The organism is Ruegeria sp. MALMAid1280, from assembly GCF_049195285.1.
Classification (GTDB): domain Bacteria; phylum Pseudomonadota; class Alphaproteobacteria; order Rhodobacterales; family Rhodobacteraceae; genus Ruegeria.
The window spans coordinates 99,069-119,992 of sequence record NZ_JBMIRT010000043.1 but is presented as its reverse complement, the minus strand read 5'-3'; the positions used below and the strand labels follow the sequence as shown (position 1 = coordinate 119,992).

Here is a 20,924-nt window from a genome sequence, read left to right as displayed (position 1 = left end):
CTGAATTCAAAGGAACCCGGATGCCTGCCCGAAAAGACGGCAGAGTACCCCGTCAGTCCAGCCACCCCCCAAACGGTCCAGATCGTGTTCGGTGATCAGGTCGACGGCAATATTGGTGCTGTGGCAAAATCTGAGCAGGTGCAGGTCGACCGGTAAATTGTGCGGGCTACCGCAAAGCGGTTAAACATAATCTGCGCGAAGGGTCGCTTTTGGTTTCTAGTACGAACAGATTGAAACGCCGCTATGGTCGGGCAGGGGCATTCATCGCCCTCAACCGCACGTGACCCTGGCATCAGCCCCCAATCGGTCAAAAAGTTCCGGCGACAGCTTTACACCATATGTATGATCACCTCGTAGTCAGAGCTGTTTACGATGATGCTTCCGTTGCTGGGTGAGATCTCGGCCTTCACGAGTGAATAGCCGAGATCCTTTTTGTGCATTCAATTGTTTAACTGCCGTTGAGCCCGAAGTTATCCTTAGTTGCCCAGGATGCCCGGCAGGCGCAGGCCATTTTCGCGCGCGCAGTCTTTCGCGATGTCATAGCCCGCATCCGCGTGGCGCCAGACGCCAGACGCCGGATCGTTCCACAGAACGCGTTCAAGGCGCTTGGCGGCGTCATCGGTGCCATCGGCGCAGATCACCACGCCCGAGTGCTGCGAGAAGCCCATGCCGACACCGCCACCGTGGTGCAGCGAGACCCATGTCGCGCCCGAGGCGGTGTTGACCAGCGCGTTCAGCAGCGGCCAGTCCGATACGGCGTCCGAACCGTCCATCATCGCTTCGGTCTCGCGGTTGGGCGAGGCGACCGAGCCGCTGTCCAGATGGTCGCGACCGATCACGACAGGGGCTTTCAGTTCGCCGTTCCTGACCATTTCGTTAAACGCCAGCCCCAGACGGTGACGATCACCCAGACCAACCCAGCAAATCCGTGCGGGCAGGCCCTGGAATTCGATCCGTTCGCGCGCCATGTCCAGCCAGTTGTGCAGGTGCTTGTTGTCGGGCAGCAGTTCCTTGACCTTCTGGTCGGTTTTGTAGATGTCCTCGGGGTCGCCCGACAGGGCCGCCCAGCGGAACGGGCCGATGCCGCGGCAGAACAGCGGACGGATATAGGCGGGAACGAAACCGGGGAAGGCAAAGGCGTCTTCCAGACCTTCTTCCAGCGCCATCTGGCGGATGTTGTTGCCGTAATCGACGGTTGGCACACCCTCATTGTGGAAGGCGACCATCGCCTCGACCTGTACTTTCATCGAGGCACGAGCGGCTTTTTCCACCTCTTTCGGGGCGGTTTCGGCCTTGGCGCGCCATTCGGCAACGGTCCAGCCCTGCGGCAGGTAGCCGTTGACCGGATCATGGGCGCTGGTCTGGTCGGTGACGATGTCGGGCTTGATGCCGCGCTTGTAAATCTCGGGGTAGATATCGGCAGCGTTGCCGATCAGCGCCACGGATTTCGCCTCGCCCGCCTTGGTCCAGTGGTCGATCATCGCAAGCGCTTCGTCCAGGCTGTGGGTCTTTTCGTCGACATAGCGGGTGCGCAGGCGGAAATCGGCGGATTTCTCGTCACATTCCACCGCCAGGCAGCAGGCCCCGGCCATCACACCGGCCAGAGGCTGGGCGCCGCCCATGCCGCCCAGGCCACCGGTCAGGATCCAGCGCCCTTTCAGGTCGCCGCCATAGTGCTGACGCCCGGCCTCCATGAAGGTTTCATAGGTGCCCTGAACAATGCCCTGCGACCCGATATAGATCCACGACCCGGCGGTCATCTGGCCGTACATGGCCAGGCCCTTTTTATCCAACTCGTTGAAGTGATCCCAGTTGGCCCAATGGGGCACCAGGTTCGAGTTGGCGATCAGCACCCGCGGCGCGTCCTTGTGGGTCTTCACGATGGCGACCGGCTTGCCGGACTGCACCACCAGCGTTTCGTCCTCTTCCAGATCCTTCAGGCTGTCGACGATCAGGTCGAAGTCCTTCCAGGTCCGGGCGGCGCGACCGATGCCGCCATAGACGACCAACTCATGCGGGTTCTCGGCCACGTCCGGATGCAGGTTGTTCATCAGCATCCGCAGGGGCGCTTCGGTCAGCCAGCTTTTCGCGTTCAATTCGGTGCCGGTCGGTGGATACACGTCGCGGGTGTTCTTGCGAGGGTCGCTCATTCTTCACTCCCTTGATTAAGAATGGTGCCCGAGCGGGCAAGGTTGTCGAGCTTTTCAAGCATCTTCTGCAGATGCGGTCGGGCTATTGCGGCCCGGTTGTCATCCCAATCCCAAGGTGGGGTTTCGTGCATGTAGGCCCGTTGCGCCGTTTCCATCTGGATGGCGTGGATTCCGGTGCTGGGCTGACCATAGTGGCGCGTCGTCCAGCCGCCTTTGAAGCGGCCGTTCAGCACCGCACCCATGCCCGACGCCCGCGTAACGGCATCCACAGCCGCTTCGATCGCAGAGGAGCAGGTCGCGCCCAGATTGGTCCCGGTGTTCCAGATCGGCAACTCGCCTTCGAACAGGAACGGGATATTGGACCGGATTGAATGGCAATCAAACAGGATCGCCACCCCGTGCCTTGATCGCACCCGCTCCAACTCTGCCCGCAGGGCATCGTGATAGGGTGCGTGATAGGCCGCGCGGCGGGCTTCGATTTCATCTGTCGATGGCTCTTGCCCGTCTAACCAGATCTCTTTCCCGTCGAAATCGGTCAGCGGCACCAGCGTCGTGGTGTTCTGCCCCGGATAGAGCGATACTCCGGACGGATCGCGGTTGGCGTCGATCACATAGCGGTGCACATTGGATTTCACCACCGTCGCGCCGGGCAGCAACCCGTCATAGAGCCGGGAAATATGCCAATCCGTGTCCGCCAGACCGGCCCCGTTCGCGTTCAGCCGCGCCGCAATGGCATCCGGGACACGGGTCCCGCCATGTGGCTGGCCCAGCACGACAGGGCCGTCGCCGCGTATGACGTCGAAGACCTGCATCATGCAAGCTCCGGCATCTCGGTGTTCACCACATCAAGCAGGGCACCGGACGCAACCAGTTCCTTGGCTGCCTTCAGATCGGGCGCCATATAGCGGTCTTCCTGCAAGCTGGAGACATCCTTGCGCAGGCGGGCAATCGCTTTTTGCAGCAGCGGGCTGGTTTGCAGCGGGGCGCGGAATTCGACGCCGCGTGCTGAACACAGCAGTTCGACCCCGAGGATGCTGTTGAGGTTCTCGACCATGCGGGTCAGACGCCGCGCGCCATGGGCGGCCATGGAAACGTGATCCTCCTGATTGGCCGAAGTGGGCGTGCTGTCGGTGACGCAGGGGTTGGCCAGATGCTTGTTCTCGCTCATCAGCGCAGCCGTCGTCACCTCGGCGATCATCAGGCCCGAGTTCAGACCCGGCGCAGGCGTCAGGAACGGCGGCAGGTCGAAGCTGAGCGTCGGATCGACCATCAATGCAATGCGCCGCTGGCTGATCGCGCCGATTTCCGACAGGGCCAGCGCAATCATATCGGCGGCAAAGCCCACCGGTTCGGCGTGGAAGTTGCCGCCTGACACGATCAGATTTGAATCGGTCAGAACAAGCGGGTTATCCGTCGCGGCATTTGCTTCGGTCAGCAATGTCTGTGCGGCCTGGCGCAGCACGTCCATCGCGGCACCTGTCACCTGCGGCTGACAGCGGATGCAATAGGGATCCTGCACCCGCGAGTCGTCGTCCCGGTGACTTTCGCGGATCTCGGATTGCGCCAGAATCGCGCGCATGGCGCTTGCCGCTTCGATCTGCCCACGATGTCCGCGCAGGGTGTGAATTTCAGGCTGCAGCGGCGCGGTGGATCCCATGATGGCGTCTGTCGACAGGGCCGAGATCACCAGCGCGTTGCGCGCCGCGCGCCAGACTTCGAACAGACCGGCCAGAGCATAGGCGGTCGAGAATTGCGTCCCGTTGATGAAGGCCAGACCTTCTTTCGGACCCAACTCGATCGGCTTCAGACCTGCCTTTGCCAGCGCCTCGGCACCGGGCAGAATCTCGCCTTCGTATTCGGCCTCACCTTCGCCGATCACAACTGCGGTCATGTGCGACAGGGGGGCCAGGTCCCCAGACGCGCCAACCGATCCTTGCGCGGGCACAACGGGCGTGACGCCTTTTTCCAGCATGTCCTGCATCAGTTCGATCAGTTCCCAGCGCACGCCAGATGCGCCCCGGCCAAAACTGAGTAGCTTCAACGACATCATAAGCCGGACAATCCGGCGTGGCGTTGCGTCGCCCACACCGCAACAATGGCTCAGGATCAGGTTCCGTTGCAGGGTTGCGGTATCCTCGGCCTCGATCTTCAGGCTGGCCAGTTTGCCAAAGCCGGTATTCACGCCATAGACCGGCGCGTCGCCGGCAGCTGCGGCTGCGATGCGGCCCGCCGCCTGTTCAACCGCCGGGCGGCAGGACGCATCCAGCCTTGCCGACGCTTCGTTCCAGTAGATGTTTTCAAGCTGTGGCAGTTTGGTCTGCCCAGGAACCAGAGTGAGAATAGTCACGCGTGTCCTCCAAAGATACGTTTGTAGAGCGGATTGAACCCGATGCGATAAGAAAGCTCAGCTGGACGTTCGATGTCCCAGATCGCCAAATCCGCCCGCTGGCCCGCTGCGATCACGCCGCGATCAGTCAGGCCCAGGGCGCGGGCGGCATTGCGCGTGACGCCCGTCAGCGTTTCCTCGGGCGTCAGGCGGAAAAGGGTGCAGCCCATATTCATGGTCAAAAGCAAAGAGGTCAGAGGTGAGGATCCGGGGTTGCAATCGCTCGCAAGCGCCATCGCCACCCGGTGGGCGCGCAGCAGATCAACCGGCGGCTGCTGAGTTTCCCGCAGCGTGTAGAAGGCGCCGGGCAGGATGACACCTGTGGTGCCGGCCTGCGCCATGGCAACAACGCCATCCTCATCCAGATACTCGATGTGATCGGCCGATAACGCTCCGTACGAAGCCGCCAGCTTGGCCCCGCCCAGATTGGATAACTGTTCCGCATGAAGTTTGACCGGCAGGCCCAGTGCCTTGGCAACATCAAAGACCCGGGCAATCTGTCCAGGCTGAAAGGCAATGCCCTCGCAGAACCCGTCAACCACGTCAACCAGACCTTCTTCGTGGGCCGCGTGCAGCGTCGGGATGACGACCTCATCGATATAGGCGTCATCGCGGCCTTTGTATTCCGGCGGCGTTGCGTGGGCACCAAGATAGCTGGTGTGCACCGTAACAGGGCGGCGGTTGGCGATCTCGCGCGCGGCGCGCAGCATGTTCAACTCGGTATCCCGCTCAAGCCCATAGCCGGACTTGATCTCGATGGTGGTCAAACCTTCGGCGATCAGCGCATCGACACGGGGCAGGGCGCCTTCGATCAACTGCTCGAGACTGGCCTGCCGCGTGGCGCGCACCGTCGAGTTGATGCCCCCGCCAGCCCGCGCGATTTCTTCATAGCCAGCCCCGTTCAGGCGCATCTCGAATTCCTGGGCGCGATCGCCGCCAAAAACAACATGTGTGTGGCAGTCGATCAGACCGGGCGTCACCAGACGTCCGCCCAAATCCTCGGAATCGAGGCGCGTGTAGTCCTGCGGAAGATCACTTTCAGACCCGACCCATTCGATCTGTGCGTCGGACATCACAACGGCCCCTTCTTCGATCAGCCCATAGGGTGCCTGCTGGTTGGCGAGCGTTGCAATTTTTACGTTACGGAGAACCGATTTCACAGCCATGAGATTTTTTCCGAAGTTGCATTTGCAGATAGTTTGGTATAGTCGATATGCCAAAATGTCTACACAAAAGTTGAGAGCCAGAATGAAGATTCACGCTAGTCAGGTGCTTTCAGGGCAAAATTGGCTGAAGAACTGCTGCGTTACTTCGGTTGACGGGCGCATAGCCGCAATCGAAGAGGGGGCCTCGGCCGATCAGGCCGACTGTTCCGTTGATGTCCTGCTGCCGTCGCTTGCGAATCTGCACAGCCATACTTTCCAGCGGGCGATGGCGGGCATGACGGAGTTTCGCGCCGCCGGCAAAGAGAGTTTCTGGACCTGGCGCGAACTGATGTACCGCTTTCTGGATCACCTCACGCCCGCGCAGTTCGAGGCCATCGCCGCAATGGTTTTCATGGAAATGCAGGAAGCCGGTTATGCATCCGTCGGCGAGTTCCACTATGTCCACCAACAGCCCGGTGGTGAAACCTATGCCAATCTGTCGGAACTCAGCGATCGCATTTTTGCCGCCGCGCAGCAGACGGGCATCGGCCTGACCCATCTGCCTGTTCTCTACACTTATGGCGGCGTGAACCAGGAGCCGTTGACGGGTGGTCAGTTGCGGTTCTCCAACGATGTGGATCGGTTCCTGTCGCTGGTCGAGGCCTGCAATGGAAACCTGTCCGCGCTTCCCGCCGACGCGCAAGTGGGCATAGCCCCCCATTCGCTGCGCGCCACATCACCTGCGGATCTGGCGCGGGTGTTACAGGCGACGCCGCAAGGGCCAGTTCACATTCATATCTCGGAACAGCTCAAGGAGGTGGCCGACGTCGAGGCCAAGCTGGGCCAGCGTCCGGTGGCGTGGCTGCTGGACAATGTGGATGTCGATAACCGCTGGTGTCTGATCCATGCCACCCACATGACCGAGGCTGAAACCATCGCCATGGCCAAAAGCGGCGCCGTTGCCGGCCTGTGTCCGATCACCGAAGCCAATCTGGGCGACGGACCATTCAATGGCCCGACTTATCTAGAGCATAACGGGGTATTCGGGCTTGGATCGGATTCGAATGTCCGCATCTCGCTGACCGAGGAGCTGCGTACATTGGAGTATTCCCAGCGCCTGCGCGACATGGCCCGCAACGTCATGGTGGTTCGCGAGGGGTCGGTCGGGCAAACCCTCTATACCGGCGCGGCGCAAGGGGGCGCGCAGGCGGTTGGCCGGGACGCGGGAACCATCGAAGTCGGCAAACTGGCCGATCTTGTTGCCATCGACCGCACCCATCCCGCGCTTTGCGCACTCAACGACGATCAGATCCTTGATGGGCTTTGTTTCGTGGCCTCGGATGATGTTGTCACCGATACCTGGTCCGCCGGACGCCACGTCGTCAAGAACGGCCGCCACCGCGAACACGACGCAATTGTCGCCCGCTACAAAACAGCAATCTCCGACCTGCTAGACTCCGTATGAAGGTTGGGAGTGCGCCAGAGTGACAACGGCGCACCGTCCGCCCCCAACCGGTCTTAACCCTGGAATGAAGCGCTCGCAGACACCGGTATCCTGCGCCTCTAGCGCTGCGGCGTCATCGCACATGATCTGACCATCCAACACGTGCACGATCGTGGTACCGCCTGACGGACCTGCAATACGGGAGATTTCCGAGGCGTCCAGAATCCGGACCTCGGCCGTGATCAGATCGGGGTCGAAAATCAGATTGAAGTTTTCAACGGGCGTGCTGCGACACAGCCCAGTGATCTTTTCGCCACCGGGGAACCTTACGGGGACAAAAGGCTGTGCCTCATAGTCCCGCTCAACGCCAAGCAAACGCATCCCGTCGCCTCGGACCACGGTCAGGATACGCTCGAGCCCGTAAAAATTCGAGAACGGCCCGTCACTCTCGACCATGGCGAGACTCAGCCGCCATGCCAGCGTGCCCTGGACAGACTGGCTGGCGATTTCCCGCGTCGTGCCGCGCCCGTTCTTCCACGGTTTGAGGTCATAATCGCGCCACCGGATAATCTGCATATCGGACTTCACTCTTGCCACTTTATGTGTATATTTAACAGGAATAAATCCAATTTTAAAAGTTGGGAAGCACCATGGCAGGACCTCAAGACAACATGAGCTTTCGGGATATCAAGCAAGTGGTCCTGGAACGCATTCAAACCGGTGTCTGGAGCCCGGACTCTGTACTTCCCAGCGAAATGGATCTGGCAACCGAATTTTCAAGCACCAGAACCACTGTCAACAGAGCCTTACGCGAGCTTGCCGAAGAAGGCTATCTGGAACGCAAGCGCAAGGCCGGGACACGGGTTCTGAAATCGCCGATCAGAAAAGCCCAATTCTCGATCCCTCTGGTCCGCGATGAAATCACCGCTACCGGAGCGGCTTACCGGTACTCTCTGGTCGACAGGCAGGTTCAGACCGCACCGTCGTGGCTTGCCGCACGTCTGGACCTTAAGAGGGATCAGGACGTTCTGCATTTGCGCTGCATGCATTTCGCAGACAACGCCCCGTTTCAGTTCGAAGTCAGGTGGATTGTCATCGATGTTGTTCCTGACGTTCTGAACGAAACGTTCGAACTAGCCGGGCCCAATGACTGGCTGGTTCAACGCGTCCCATTTACCAACCTCGAACTCAGCTTCATTGCAACCAGAGCCGAGAGCGACGTCGCAGAATTTCTGGGCGCAACGACCGGAGACCCGATCTTTACCGCTGAACGGACAACATGGTTGCGCGGTGCACCCGTCACATACGCCAAACTGCATTTCACCCCCGGATACCGGATGACAACGCACCTCTGAGCAGACGTCGGAAACCTGGTCATGCAAGCCGACGGTTTTTGATCCGTTCGGTATCTGGAGAAAGGTATTATTTGCGCGACGACGCGAGCTGGCAGTCCGCGATTGCTTTGCCACGACAGATCAGGAAACTGTTGTGATCCTGATCTTGACCACAAGCAGCTAAGGCGCATTCTCAGGAATTCAGAAACCAGTGAAAACCATGTCGAGAGCGCGGCGTATTTCGTAGTCAAATTCGGTCAGGTCCGCCACTGGAGGGCCGTTCAGCATCCCCGAGGGAATGGCGGCCATCTCTGCTGTGTGCAGAACATGGGGGACACCAGCGATTGCAAACTCGGGTTCAATCCGACCAATCGGAGAGGGTCCACGTGATTTTGGAAACAGCGGTGCGACAACGCGGCTTCCTGTGTCTATGAGATCAGTTTGAAGATCGAGAACAAGCCGATCTTTGGCAAGCAGATAAACCTGGAACTGGGCCATCAGTTGGTCCGGAGAGCTTGAATATCGGCAAGAGGCGTTCCGTTTTCCTCAATCCATTTTTGTCTTTCAGCAATGGCCTTGGCATTTTCCTTGGCCCAAAGCTCGGCCTCGGCTTTTGCCACAGCGTCAGCCAAAGCCGCATCACTGATGGCCGAGACATTGAGCCCGAGTTGGCGTGCTTTTTCCAGATTGCCAGACGTCAGCGTGACATTGGTACGTTGTTTCTCTTGTGCATTTCGGGGCATGGGAAAGCTCCTGTTTCGTGTGTATATTTTTACACACTCTTTATGCGCGCAGCAAGCGCCGCGCTGGAACGACGTGGGCGGCTTCGGTCACCAAAGGATACCGGGAAATACCTTTAAAGGGTGGCAGGAGCGAACACAGGCAGGAATATCGCGGTACTGGCTATCAAGGCCACCGATCCGATTGCTCGCAATCGCCCATGTCTTAAGGCCATCCACCTCCACTGCGTCGGACACTCGTTGGTCAGGCTGCGTCAAGCCAGGTCTTTTGAGTCAGTTCGAGGCATCTTGTGCGGCGCGTCTCAGGCCTTCTATCACGGTCACTGTTTTTGGATCCTTCGACAAACTCTTTAACAGGCGCGACAAGTCTTTTTCATCAACAAGCTCTGCTGCTTTGCTGGGCGAAAACCAGCGGCGCGTTCTTTCGTTCCTTTCCTTCCAGCGCCTTTTCAGTTTTTGTACGGCCATGGGATATAGGGTGACGCGACAGGGAACGCTTTCTTTTCCTTCATAGCGCTTTTCATAGCAGTATTGGCCGATGGGATGTTTCGAAACAGTACCAACCGCGCCTGCTTCCTCCAATGCTTCGATTTCCGCCGCGCGCTGCTGCGTCTTGCCTTCCATCAACCACCCTTTTGGGACTACCCAACGCCCTGTATCACGCGACGTGACCAACAGAACGCGAAGCTTGCCGGCCTTGTCCCACTGCATTGGAAGTGCCGCAATCTGGTATGCTATTTCAGTAACGTACATGGTGCCTCATTATCGTTGCGGAGTCCTGCCAAGCTCCTGAACACGGTTTTCCCATGATCCGCTTTGCTGACTTGACCGGCGCAAAAAGTGCGCCGAGCGGTGTAAACCAACAGGTACCTTTGGAGTTTTGCCTCAACCTCCAGGGCCTGTTGTGAAGAATAATCCTCAAAAATGCGGAAAAATACAGACCAAAACAACATTAGTGTGGATTTTTGTGGGAATTGATGCGATTGCTACACCAACTAACCAAGTGTGGGAATATGTCAGAGCAGTATTCACTTTCTCCGCGCGAGTTGCAGGTCATGGAGGCTTTGCGACAGTTGGGCGGGTATGCTCGAAACATAGAAATGGCGGAAGTTCTGAGTGTTTCAGACGAGACGATCCGGCGCACGATCAAATCTCTGTCAAAGCTGGGAATAGTAGAACGCAACCACGGTGTTGTTCGTTTGTTGGATGCGCAGGCAGAGATAGGTTTTTTTCAACGTCTGGGTGAGTTCACAAAGGAAAAAAAGAAGATCGCGCAAACGGTTGCGACATTGGTGCAGGACGGGATGACACTGTTTCTGGATGTCGGAAGCACAACAGCTTTTGTCGCCGAAGCCCTGCGGGTCAAAAAGAACCTTACAGTCATTACCAACTCGACCAATGTGGCGCACAAGCTTCTGGAGCATAACGACAATCGCGTTTTCCTGCTGGGCGGCGAGGTGCGCAAAGATGAAATGGGGTCGTTTGGGTTCATTGCTGCGGAACAGGCAAGGCTGCACATTTACGACATGGTTATACTCAGCCCTGATGCGCTGGACCCGAAATTCGGGTTTTTGTTCCAAAGCTTGGTCGAGGCGGAATTGGCTTCCGTTGTGGTTGAGCGCGCACGGCAAACCACGGTTGCGATGGTGCATCAGAAATTCGAAACGTCCGGATCGCACCAGAGCTTTGAGCCGCACGTGGTCGACCAAATTGTCACAGACATCCCTCCCGGAAGAAAGCTGGCTGCCAAGCTTGCGCGTTGGCACATCAATACTTTGACGGTCTCTCAATGAGAAAGCGTTCTTAACATACACGTCCGGCTGCGACCGCTTTCCGCGATGATCGAGCCGAAATAAAGAGGCATGCTAAGTAATGGCAATTCTAGTATTTCTGACGCAACTGGCCGGTGCCACAATGCTCTTGCTATTTGCGGTCCGTATGGTCCGTACCGGCATCGAGCGCAGCTATGGTGCCTCGTTTCAGCGGGTGTTGACCCGCAACAACAGTATGGTGGGCTCAAGCCTGACGGGCATGCTGTTGGCGGTGGTGCTGCAAAGCTCGGCCGCGGTTGCGCTGCTGGCTTCGGGCTTTGCCGCCGGAGGGTATCTGGCCTTTTCCGCAGGGCTGGCGATTGTGTTGGGCGGGGATCTGGGCTCGGCGCTGGTGATCCAGATCCTGTCGTTCCGGCTGGACTGGCTGGTGCCGTTGCTGTTGGCGGTCGGCGGCTGGCTGTTCGTCAAGACCGAACGCAAAAAGCCCCGTCAGATCGGGCGAATCCTTATGGGTGTGGCCTTTATCCTGATCTCTCTGCGCTTCCTGCGCGAGGCGATGGACCCGATCCGCGACAGCGCGTTCCTGCCTGCCATTGCAGACTATCTGGTGCGCGATTACGTGACCGCCTTCCTTGTCGGCGGTGCGCTGGCCTTTGTCATGCACAGCTCGGTCGCGGCGATCCTGATGTGTGTGACGCTGGTGCAGATCGGGGCGCTGCCGTTCTCGGCGGGCCTTTCGCTGGTTCTGGGTGCCAATCTGGGCAGCGCGCTGATCCCGGTCTGGCTGACCCGCGGGATGGAAGTGCGCGCCCGGCGCATACCCTTCGCCAATCTGGCGCTGCGCGGGGTCTGGGCGGTGCTGTGCCTGTTTGCCGCCAATCTGGCCCTGCGCGCCGGGGTGATGAGCGGTAATTATCAGGGTCAGATGCTGGTCAACGCTCACCTCGCCTTCAATGCCTCTCTGCTGATCCTGTCGCTGCCTTTCTGCGGTATGCTTCAAGCCCCGTTCGAGCGCCTGTTCCCGGATGCCAAACCGGTGGCCGAGGCCGATCCGCTGGCCCGGCCGGTCAGCGCGCTGGATCCTGCGATGGCGGACACTCCGGCGCTCGCGGTTTCGGCGTTGAAGCGAGAGCTTCTGCGGATGGCAGACCTTGTGCAGATGATGTTCAGCCCTCTGCTGGGCCTTTACCGGTCCGGGGATGATGAGCAGATCAAGGCGGTTCAGGCCATTGATCTGGACGTCAACCAGTGCCTGACTGATATCCGGGCCTTTGTTGCGGCGCTGCCGGCCGAAAAAATGGATTCCAAAAGCTCGGACGAGGCTCGCGATGTGCTTGAATATGCGGTCAGGCTTGAAACTGCGGGCGATGTCGTGGCCAAGCGGTTGACCGTGCTGGCGATTGAGCTTCGCGAAACCGGCAAGCAGTTCTCGCCCGAGGGCTGGTCCGAAGTGCAGGAGATGCACGAGAAAATTCTGGCCAATCTGAAGCTGGCGGCCAATGTGATCATTTCAGAAGATTTGGAAAGCGCCCGTTTGCTGAACCTGGAAAAGACCGAGATCAAACGTGCCGAACGTGACAGTCGCAAACGCCATTTCCGCCGCTTGCAAAACGGCATGATCGACAGTTTCGAAACCAGCGATGTGCATCTTGAAACCTTGCGCGCTCTGCGCGAATTCAACAGCCACATCGCCGCCATTTCCACTCCGATCCTGTATTCGAACGGGCAACTGCTGGAAACGCGATTGATCGAAGACCTGCCACACCGCGAACGCGAAGCAGAGGCCTGATCGGGCCCGGCGTTTCGCCGGGTCGCCGACGGGCATATCGTTCTGGTGAGGGGCGCGCCGTGCCTGCAATTCCGCCCCAACGGAGCGGACGGCTTTGTGGTGTCAGCCTGTTGCAGTAAGGTATTTTCAATCAACCAGCGAATGCGGGATAGGCCGCTGCATAGGGCGTTTTCGGAATCGCTTTAAATCACAGTATTTTTTACGAATTTGCGAAGGATAAGTTTTTTTTATGATATAGTAGATATTATCGATTTTTCTTGGTTCAGCATTCTGTCAAATTACTGTCACCAAAAACCAATAACTGAAGCGCCGCACCAGAATGGCGTAATCGTCATAATCAACCCAACAGAGGAAATCATGAAAAAAACGACATCTAAGTTTGCTGCAATTGTGGTGGGGGCGCTGATTGCGTCGTCTGCTGCGGCCGAAACCGAGCTGACAGTTTACACTGCGGTTGAAGCCGAGGATCTGGCGCGTTACGCCGAACAGTTCAACGCGGTGCATCCGGATATCCAGATCAACTGGGTGCGGGATTCCACCGGCATCATCACTGCCAAGCTTCTGGCCGAGCGTGACAACCCGCAGGCTGACGTGGTCTGGGGTCTGGCTGCGACCTCGCTGCTGCTGCTGAAGTCGGAAGACATGCTGGAGCCCTACGCGCCGGTTGGCGTCGACAAGCTGGATGCGAAATTCGTCGACAGCGGCGATGTGCCCAGCTGGGTTGGCATGGACGCCTGGGTGGCGTCGGTCTGCTACAACACGGTCGAGGCCGAAAAGGCCGGTCTGACGCCGCCGACCTCGTGGCAGGACCTGACCGACGCGCAGTACAAGGGTCACGTGATCATGCCGAACCCGAACTCTTCGGGCACCGGTTTCCTGGACGTGTCAAGCTGGCTGCAGCTGTTTGGTGAAGATGGCGGTTGGGAATACATGGACGGCCTGCACGAGAACATCGCGCGTTACACCCATTCGGGGTCCAAGCCGTGCAAGCTGGCTGCGGCCGGCGAGATTCCGATCGGTATCTCGTTTGCCTTCCGCGGCGCCAAGTCCAAGGCGGCAGGTGCGCCTCTGGAAATCATCGTGCCGAGCGAAGGTGTTGGCTGGGACATGGAGGCAACCGCGATTGTAGCGGGCACCGACAAGCTGGAAGCCGCACAGAAGCTGGTTGATTTCTCGGTCACCAAGGAAGCCAACGAGATGTACAACAGCGGGTACGCGGTTGTTGCGATGCCGGGCGTTGCCAAGCCGGTTGAGTACTTCCCCGAAGGCCTGCTGGACGCGATGATCGACAATGATTTCGAGTTTGCCGCCAACAACCGCGCCGCCATCCTGAAGGAATGGCAGTCGCGCTATGACGGCAAGTCCGAACCCAAAGAGTAAACCACTCGAGCCGGAGGGGCTTAATGCTCCTCCGGTTTTTTTGGATAAACTCCCCTACACTTCATGTGAACGGCGCGGCGAATTTCTGGCCACTCTCTTGTCATGGCTGCTGTGCAAAGCTCAAGGACTCCTCCCAGTGCTTAAGAAAACCTCTCCCGGTGATCTCTATCTGAGTATCCAAGACCTCTGGAAAGCTTTTGGCGAATTTCTGGCCCTTCGGGATATCTCGCTGGACATCAACGAAGGTGAATTCATCTGCTTTCTGGGGCCTTCGGGCTGCGGCAAGACCACCCTGCTGCGCGCCATTGCGGGTCTGGACCTGCAAACCAAAGGCACGGTGATGCAGGATGGCAAGGATGTGTCGAACCTGCCCCCGTCCGAGCGCGACTTCGGCATCGTGTTCCAGTCTTATGCGCTGTTTCCGAACCTGACGATCGAAAAGAACATCGCCTTCGGGCTGGAAAACACCGGTCGCAGCAAATCCGAGATCGCGGTGCGCGTGGCCGAGTTGCTGAAACTGGTCGGCCTGCCGGATCAGGGCAGCAAATACCCGGCCCAGCTGTCGGGCGGCCAGCAACAGCGGATCGCGCTGGCGCGGGCGATTGCCACCAATCCCGGCCTGCTGCTGCTGGACGAACCGCTGTCGGCGCTGGATGCCAAGGTGCGCGTGCATTTGCGCCATGAGATCAAGGAATTGCAGCGCAAGCTGGGCGTGACCACGGTGATGGTGACCCATGATCAGGAAGAGGCGCTGGCCATGGCCGACCGGATCGTGGTCATGAACCATGGGGTGATCGAACAGGTCGGTACCCCGACCGAGATCTATCGCCACCCGGCCAACCTGTTCGTGGCCGATTTCATCGGTGAGATGAACCAGCTGCCTGCGGTCGCGGGTGATGCCGAAAGTCTGGAGCTTGGCGGTTCGGTTCTGAAATGTGAACCCCATGATCATCAGAAGGGCAGCCGTGTCGTTGCCGCCGTCCGCCCCGAGGATATCATCCCGCATGGCGAAGGGGCGCCGTCTCCGGATGCGCCGGACATCATCACCACGCCGGAAAACGCCTTCGAGGTGCGCATCAACGAGATGGAATTCCTGGGCTCGTTCTGGCGCTGCCGTCTTTCGCATGAGATTTTTGGCGCCGAAGAGCTGATCGCCGATTTCTCGATCAACGCGGTGCGCCGACTAGGCCTTGAAGAGGGCGGCAAGATGATGATCGAACTGCCCCGCAACCGCCTTATGGCCTTTACCCCGGCGGAGGAGGGCTGATGACCGACACCACCTCTCTGCCCGCTGGCCCGGTCATCAAGGGCAAGCTGAGCCGCGACGACCTTATTATGCGCGGCGGCATGATGGTCATCGCACTGTATCTGGTCGTGACGCTGGCGTTCCCGCTCTGGGCGATGCTGTCCAAGTCGTTTTCGACCTACCGGATGGAGCTGTCGCAATACGAATTTCAGGTCAGCGACGACAACGGCGTGTTCAGCGGAACCATCCTGAACGGTGCCCAGTTGAACGCTGAAACCGGCGCCTATACCAACCAGGAGCTTTCGACCGGGGCAGACGGGCGGTTGTCGGTGACACCGTTCTTCCCCGACTTCAGTTTCCGCAGCCCGGTGATGTATCAGATCCGCAACACCGTGCCCGATGGCCGGTTCCTGATCGGATCGAACCTGCAAAAAGGCACCGACTGGGTCGAGCTGGATTCCAACACTTTCCGCCGGGTGCAGCTGCGGCCGGTTCAATCGACCGGCGTTGATAACTTCATCAGCTATTTCTCGACCCCGGCGCTGTTCAACTCGATCAAGAACTCGCTGTGGATTGCGGTCGTCAGCACCATCATCACCGTCACGCTGGCCTTCTGGTTCGCCTATGCGCTGAACCGCAGCTGCATGCGCTTCAAGGGTGTGTTCCGGCTGGTCGCCATGGCCCCGATCCTGGTGCCGTCGCTGCTGCCCGGCATTGCGCTGGTCTATCTGTTCGGCAATCAGGGGATGCTGAAAGAGCTGCTGTTCGGCGCTAGTATCTACGGGCCCATAGGGATCGTGATCGGCTCGGTCTTCTTCACCTTTCCCCATGCGTTCCTGATCATCTCGACGGCGTTGGCAATCTCGGACGCGCGTCTTTACGAGGCCGCCTCCAGCCTGCGCTCGACCCCGTGGCGCACCTTCTGGACGGTGACCATCCCGGGCGCGCGTTATGGTCTGATCTCGGCCGCCTTCGTGGTGTTCAATCTGGTGATCACCGATTTCGGCCTGCCCAAGGTGATCGGCGGCCAGTTCAACGTTCTGGCGGTGGATATCTACAAGCAGGTGATCGGCCAGCAGAACTTTGAAATGGGCGCTGTGGTCTCGGTTGTTCTGGTGATTCCGGCGATCCTGGCCTTTGCCATCGACCGCCTGGTGCAGTCGAAACAGGTGGCGCTGCTGTCGGCACGCTCGGTGCCGTATCAGCCCAGCCCGAACCCGAAAACCGACCGTATCATGCTGATCTATTGCAGCCTGGTTGCGCTGTTCATCCTGGGTCTTCTGGCGGTTTGCCAGTTCGCCGCGCTGATCAAGTTCTGGCCCTATGACCTGAGCCTGAGCCTGAACAACTATCAGTTCGACAAGATGGATGGCGGCGGCTGGGGGTCCTATTTCAACTCGATCAAGATGGCGCTGCTGACGGCGGTGATCGGCACCTCGATCGTGTTCTTCGGGGCCTATCTGGTTGAAAAGTCGAACGGGTTCAAAACCGGCCGCGCATTGTTCCAGATGTTTGCCATGCTGCCCATGGCGATCCCCGGAATGGTGCTGGGCCTGGCCTATATCTTCTTCTTCAACAACCCCTCGAACCCGCTGAATGCGATCTATGGCACCATGGCCATTCTGGTGATCTGCTCGGTGACGCACTTCTATACCGTGTCGCACCTGACCGCGGTGACCGCGCTCAAGCAGATGGATACCGAGTTCGAATCGGTCTCGGCCTCGCTCAAGCAGCCGACCATGAAGCTGTTTGCGCGGGTGACGGTGCCGGTCTGCCTGCCGGCGGTGCTGGACATCTCGATCTACCTGTTCGTCAACGCAATGACGACGGTGTCAGCGGTGGTGTTCCTGTATTCGCCGAAAACAACACTGGCCTCGATCGCGGTGCTGAACATGGACGATGCAGGCGATATCGCACCGGCAGCGGCAATGGGGATGATGATCTTCTACACCAACGCCGCAGCCCGCATCCTGCACCTCATCGCCTCAAAGGGAATCCTCAAAAGAACTCAGGCCTGGAGAGCCAGATGACCGATTAAGTGGATTGGACCCCTGCCGCGATTATGCGGCGGGGGTTTCTTTGGACTCCAATACCTGCCGAGCAAAGTCCATGAAGGCCCGGATGATCTTCACTTCGCGGCGCTGAGACAGGGCGACAAGGCTTTCGTCCATATGCAAATGGATGTCCTTCAAGCGGATTTGCCTGAGGCGGTCATCATGGCTGTATTCCGCCTGCGAAACGAATCCGATGCCGGCGCCCGAGGCCACCAGTTCCCGAACCGCTTCCCGCCCTTCGGCAACAATTGCGGGCTTGAGAACAACGCCGCTTTTCTTGGCTTCTTCTTCCAGTTTCTGACGCGTTTTCGATCCTTGCTCTCTGAATATCAAAGGCAGGTCGGCCAGTTCCCGAAGTGAGAGGGTCGATTTGGACGCCAATAAGACGTCGTGGGCCGCAAAAGCGACGATCTCGGTCGATCCAAGATTCAGAACGCTCATATCCTTTCCGGGTGATAAACTGCCGACGACGCCGATTTCTGCGTTGTAGGATCTGAGCTCGTCAAGAATCTCTTCGGTATTGCCGGAACGCATCGAAATTTGGGCTCCTGGAAATTTTTTTCGAAACGGACCGAGGAACCTGGTCAGGTGATGGGCGGAATCGGCGATGATCCGCAACTCGCCATCGATCACTGCTTTTGTTTCGGACAGGTAGTCTTCGATCTGATCCTCGATTTCGAAATACTGTTTCGTGAAGCGGAAAAGCTGTTCCCCTTCCGGGGTAAGGTGCACGCGTTTGCGTTCGCGCACAAACAGCAGCAGATCATGATCCTGTTCCAGCTTGCGGACCTGTTCGGATATGGCGGGTTGGGTAAGGAAAAGTGCCTCGGCCGCGCGCGAGAATCCACCGTATTTGGCAACGTAGTGAAAGGCCTTTAACTGGCTGTGTCGCATTACGAGCCCCCCCAAATTCCATGCATAAGCTGCACCTATTATTAGATTGATTTTTACAATTTCACATATGGAATTCGATCCTGCAATTGTATTTTCGAAACGCTGTTCAGGAGCCTTTGTAATGACCCAACCCAACACTGCTTTAGAGCCTCCAAAACTGGGCGAGGCATATCTGCTGACGCCGGGGCCACTGACCACTTCTTATGCGGTGAAACAAGCGATGCTGCGGGACTGGGGCAGCTGGGACGATGATTTCCGGGCGATGACGCGTGAGATGCGCAGCCGGTTGCTGGCGCTTCTGGGCGAAGGCGCCGAGGTGTTTGACTGCGTTCCTATGCAAGGCTCGGGCAGTTTCGCGGTTGAGGCGATGCTGGCCTCGTTCATTCCCAAGGAAGGCAAGGCACTGGTACTGGCGAACGGGGCGTATGGGCAGCGCTCGGCGCAGACGCTGCAATATCTGGAGCGCGATCATCTGGTTCTGGACAAGGGCGATTATCTGCCGCCGCGCGGATCGGAAGTGGCCGAGATTCTGGCCAATGACCCTGCGATCACCCATGTTGTTGCGATCCATTGCGAGACCTCCTCGGGCATTCTGAACCCGGTCGAAGAGATTTCCGAAGCCGTCTACGGGGCAGGGCGCAAACTGCTGATCGACTCGATGTCGGCATTTGGCGCGATTGAACTGAAGCCCTCGGACATCCGGTACGAGGCGATGGTGTCCTCGGCCAACAAATGCATCGAGGGCGTGCCGGGCTTTGGTTTTATCATCGCCCGCAAGGATGAATTGGAAGCGGCCAAGGGCAACAGCCACTCGCTGTCGCTGGATGTGCATGCGCAATGGGCGCATATGGAAAAGACCGGCCAGTGGCGGTTCACGCCGCCGACCCACGTGGTTGCGGCCTTTCTTGAAGCGCTCAAGGCGCATGAGGCCGAGGGCGGTGTTGCGGGACGCGGCGCACGCTATACCCGCAACCGCGATGTGATGGTTGCAGGCATGCGCGAGCTTGGCTTCGAGACGTTGCTGCAGAACCGCTGGTTGAGCCCGATCATCGTGACGTTTTTCTGCCCTGCGGACGAAAAGTTTGTGTTTGACCGCTTTTACGATCTGATGAAGGACAAGGGCTTTATCATCTATCCCGGCAAGCTGACGGTTGTGGACAGTTTCCGCGTCGGCTGCATCGGGCAGATGGATGAGCATGTGATGCGGCAGGTTGTGGCCGCCGCAAAAGACAGCCTGGCCGAGATGGGGGTCGCCAGCGCGGCACCTCCGGCCCTCGCACTGGAAGAACGCGCCAAACTGGCCGCATAAAAGATAAAGGATACCCCCAATGACCATTCACACCCCCGTGACCGCGAACGAACGCGTCTATCCTGCCCCCAAAGTGCCGGCCATCGCCATCTGCCTGGACGGCTGCGAGCCGGAATATCTGGAAGTGGCCATCGCCAAGGGCCTGATGCCGACGCTCAAACGCATCCGCGAGACCGGCACCGACCGTCTGGCGCATTCGGTGATCCCGTCCTTCACCAACCCCAACAACCTGTCGATTGCCACCGGTCGTCCGCCGATCGTGCACGGCATCTGCGGCAACTTCCTCTATGACCCGGAAACCGGCGAAGAGGTGATGATGAACGATGTGCGCTTCCTGCGCGCGCCGACCATCTTCTCGCAATTCTACGATGCGGGCTATCGCGTCGCCATGGTCACCGCCAAGGACAAGCTGCGGGCGTTGCTGGGTGCGGGCCTTAAGTTCGACGATGACCGCGCGGTTGCCTTCTCGGCCGAGCGCTCGGGCGAGACCACCAAGGCCGAGCATGGCATCGACAATGCCAGCGCCTGGCTGGGGATGCCGGTTCCGGAAGTGTACTCTGCCGAGCTGTCGGAATTTGTCTTTGCCGCCGGTGTGAAGCTGCTGAAAGAGATGCGCCCGGATGTGATGTACCTGTCGACCACCGACTATGTGCAGCACAAGTTCGCCCCCGAAGAACAAGGCGCGCTGGATTTCTACGCCATGTTTGACAAATACCTGGCACAGCTGGACGAAATGGGCGCAGCCATAGTTGTGACCGCCGACCACGGCATGAAGGCCAAGCACGAGCCGACCTCGAAAGAGCCGTCGGTCATCTACATGCAGGACGTGTTTGATGAATGGCTGGGTGAGGGCAAGGCCCGGGTGATCCTGCCGATCACCGACCCGTATGTGGTCCACCACGGCGCGCTGGGGTCCTTCGCCACGGTCTACCTGCCCGAAGGCGCCGACCGCGATGAGGTCAAGGCCAAGGTTGCCGCGCTGCCCGAAATGCTGGAAGTGCTGACCAAGGAAGAGGCGGTTGCCAAATACGAGCTGCCCGCCGACCGCATCGGTGACCTGACCATGGTCTGCACCGGCGAGATGACCATCGGCACATCCGAGGATCGTCACGATCTGGCCGCCCTGGGCGAGCCGCTGCGCAGCCATGGTGGGCTGACAGAGCAGGAAGTGCCCTTTATCGTCAACCGCGTGATCGATCTGGGCAACGCGCCCGATCTGCGCAACTTTGATGCGTTTTTCTACGCCACTACAGCTGCGGCGCAGTAAGCTATGAAAGATCA

General features: G+C 58.9%; 18 protein-coding genes. 9 read left to right on the top strand and 9 right to left on the bottom strand.

Translation table 11 applies throughout. The features are described from left to right. Nucleotides 1-476: 476 nt before the first annotated feature. Genes hutU through hutI form a run of 4 tightly spaced genes read right to left on the bottom strand, consistent with a single transcriptional unit; the run spans nucleotide 477 to nucleotide 5,702 of the window. Nucleotides 477-2,150, bottom strand: a complete 1,674-nt coding sequence (gene hutU, locus ACOQFT_RS08220) for a urocanate hydratase (RefSeq protein WP_421597455.1) — start codon at nucleotides 2,148-2,150, stop codon at nucleotides 477-479. Continuing rightward, complete coding sequence (gene hutG, locus ACOQFT_RS08215) at nucleotides 2,147-2,962, bottom strand: N-formylglutamate deformylase (RefSeq protein WP_421597472.1); 816 nt, start codon at nucleotides 2,960-2,962, stop codon at nucleotides 2,147-2,149. Before hutG ends, hutU begins: the two co-directional genes overlap by 4 nt. After that, the gene (gene hutH / locus ACOQFT_RS08210) at nucleotides 2,962-4,491 is read right to left on the bottom strand and encodes a histidine ammonia-lyase (protein ID WP_421597471.1); all 1,530 of its coding nucleotides are present in this window, start codon (nucleotides 4,489-4,491) and stop codon (nucleotides 2,962-2,964) included. Before hutH ends, hutG begins: the two co-directional genes overlap by 1 nt. A gap of 2 nt (nucleotides 4,492-4,493) precedes the next feature. Further along, nucleotides 4,494-5,702, bottom strand: coding sequence for an imidazolonepropionase (hutI, locus tag ACOQFT_RS08205; RefSeq protein ID WP_421597454.1), 1,209 nt, complete (start codon nucleotides 5,700-5,702; stop codon nucleotides 4,494-4,496). Nucleotides 5,703-5,784: 82 nt separating this feature from the next. On the opposite strand from hutI, the gene ACOQFT_RS08200 reads away from it, so the two are divergent. After that, the gene (locus ACOQFT_RS08200) at nucleotides 5,785-7,146 is read left to right on the top strand and encodes a formimidoylglutamate deiminase (RefSeq protein ID WP_421597453.1); all 1,362 of its coding nucleotides are present in this window, start codon (nucleotides 5,785-5,787) and stop codon (nucleotides 7,144-7,146) included. Here ACOQFT_RS08200 and ACOQFT_RS08195 read toward each other — a convergent pair. Next, nucleotides 7,132-7,701: a HutD family protein gene (locus ACOQFT_RS08195; protein WP_421597452.1), complete on the bottom strand. Its 570-nt coding sequence runs from the start codon at nucleotides 7,699-7,701 to the stop codon at nucleotides 7,132-7,134. The two genes, ACOQFT_RS08200 and ACOQFT_RS08195, sit on opposite strands and share 15 nt — an antisense overlap. A 74-nt stretch (nucleotides 7,702-7,775) precedes the next feature. Between ACOQFT_RS08195 and ACOQFT_RS08190 the strand changes: the two genes are divergently transcribed. Then, nucleotides 7,776-8,480 carry a GntR family transcriptional regulator gene (locus ACOQFT_RS08190; protein WP_421597451.1) on the top strand — a complete coding sequence of 235 codons (705 nt, stop codon included), beginning with the start codon at nucleotides 7,776-7,778 and terminating at the stop codon, nucleotides 8,478-8,480. A 180-nt stretch (nucleotides 8,481-8,660) separates the two neighbouring features. Here the strand turns inward: ACOQFT_RS08190 and ACOQFT_RS08185 are convergent, their stop codons facing one another. From ACOQFT_RS08185 to ACOQFT_RS08175, 3 genes are all read right to left on the bottom strand, one after another. Next, nucleotides 8,661-8,957, bottom strand: coding sequence for a CcdB family protein (locus ACOQFT_RS08185; RefSeq protein ID WP_421597450.1), 297 nt, complete (start codon nucleotides 8,955-8,957; stop codon nucleotides 8,661-8,663). Continuing rightward, the gene (locus tag ACOQFT_RS08180) at nucleotides 8,957-9,202 is read right to left on the bottom strand and encodes a type II toxin-antitoxin system CcdA family antitoxin (RefSeq protein ID WP_170449032.1); all 246 of its coding nucleotides are present in this window, start codon (nucleotides 9,200-9,202) and stop codon (nucleotides 8,957-8,959) included. The genes ACOQFT_RS08185 and ACOQFT_RS08180 overlap by 1 nt, the downstream gene beginning before the upstream one ends. A 270-nt stretch (nucleotides 9,203-9,472) precedes the next feature. Next, nucleotides 9,473-9,952: an NUDIX hydrolase gene (locus tag ACOQFT_RS08175; RefSeq protein ID WP_421597449.1), complete on the bottom strand. Its 480-nt coding sequence runs from the start codon at nucleotides 9,950-9,952 to the stop codon at nucleotides 9,473-9,475. A gap of 224 nt (nucleotides 9,953-10,176) precedes the next feature. On the opposite strand from ACOQFT_RS08175, the gene ACOQFT_RS08170 reads away from it, so the two are divergent. The 5 genes from ACOQFT_RS08170 (at nucleotide 10,177) to ACOQFT_RS08150 (ending at nucleotide 17,416) form a co-directional block, all read left to right on the top strand. Next, nucleotides 10,177-10,992: a DeoR/GlpR family DNA-binding transcription regulator gene (locus ACOQFT_RS08170; RefSeq protein ID WP_421597448.1), complete on the top strand. Its 816-nt coding sequence runs from the start codon at nucleotides 10,177-10,179 to the stop codon at nucleotides 10,990-10,992. 79 nt (nucleotides 10,993-11,071) lie between these two features. Continuing rightward, nucleotides 11,072-12,760 carry a Na/Pi cotransporter family protein gene (locus ACOQFT_RS08165; protein WP_421597447.1) on the top strand — a complete coding sequence of 563 codons (1,689 nt, stop codon included), beginning with the start codon at nucleotides 11,072-11,074 and terminating at the stop codon, nucleotides 12,758-12,760. 357 nt (nucleotides 12,761-13,117) lie between these two features. After that, nucleotides 13,118-14,140, top strand: a complete 1,023-nt coding sequence (locus tag ACOQFT_RS08160; protein WP_421597446.1) for a putative 2-aminoethylphosphonate ABC transporter substrate-binding protein — start codon at nucleotides 13,118-13,120, stop codon at nucleotides 14,138-14,140. Between the two features lie 136 nt (nucleotides 14,141-14,276). Continuing rightward, a complete protein-coding gene (locus ACOQFT_RS08155; RefSeq protein WP_421597445.1) occupies nucleotides 14,277-15,407 on the top strand; it encodes a putative 2-aminoethylphosphonate ABC transporter ATP-binding protein in 1,131 nt (376 codons plus the stop codon). Continuing rightward, nucleotides 15,407-17,416: a putative 2-aminoethylphosphonate ABC transporter permease subunit gene (locus tag ACOQFT_RS08150; protein WP_421597444.1), complete on the top strand. Its 2,010-nt coding sequence runs from the start codon at nucleotides 15,407-15,409 to the stop codon at nucleotides 17,414-17,416. The genes ACOQFT_RS08155 and ACOQFT_RS08150 overlap by 1 nt, the downstream gene beginning before the upstream one ends. Nucleotides 17,417-17,446: 30 nt before the next feature. Here ACOQFT_RS08150 and ACOQFT_RS08145 read toward each other — a convergent pair whose 3' ends face one another. Continuing rightward, nucleotides 17,447-18,472, bottom strand: coding sequence for a LysR substrate-binding domain-containing protein (locus ACOQFT_RS08145; RefSeq protein WP_421597443.1), 1,026 nt, complete (start codon nucleotides 18,470-18,472; stop codon nucleotides 17,447-17,449). Here ACOQFT_RS08145 and ACOQFT_RS08140 point away from each other — a divergent pair. Both ACOQFT_RS08140 and phnA read left to right on the top strand, forming a co-directional pair. Continuing rightward, a complete protein-coding gene (locus tag ACOQFT_RS08140) occupies nucleotides 18,456-19,643 on the top strand; it encodes a 2-aminoethylphosphonate--pyruvate transaminase (protein ID WP_421597442.1) in 1,188 nt (395 codons plus the stop codon). The genes ACOQFT_RS08145 and ACOQFT_RS08140 overlap by 17 nt on opposite strands. A 19-nt stretch (nucleotides 19,644-19,662) precedes the next feature. After that, entirely contained in the window at nucleotides 19,663-20,910 is a 1,248-nt protein-coding gene (gene phnA, locus ACOQFT_RS08135) for a phosphonoacetate hydrolase (protein WP_421597441.1), read from the top strand. Nucleotides 20,911-20,924: the final 14 nt, after the last annotated feature.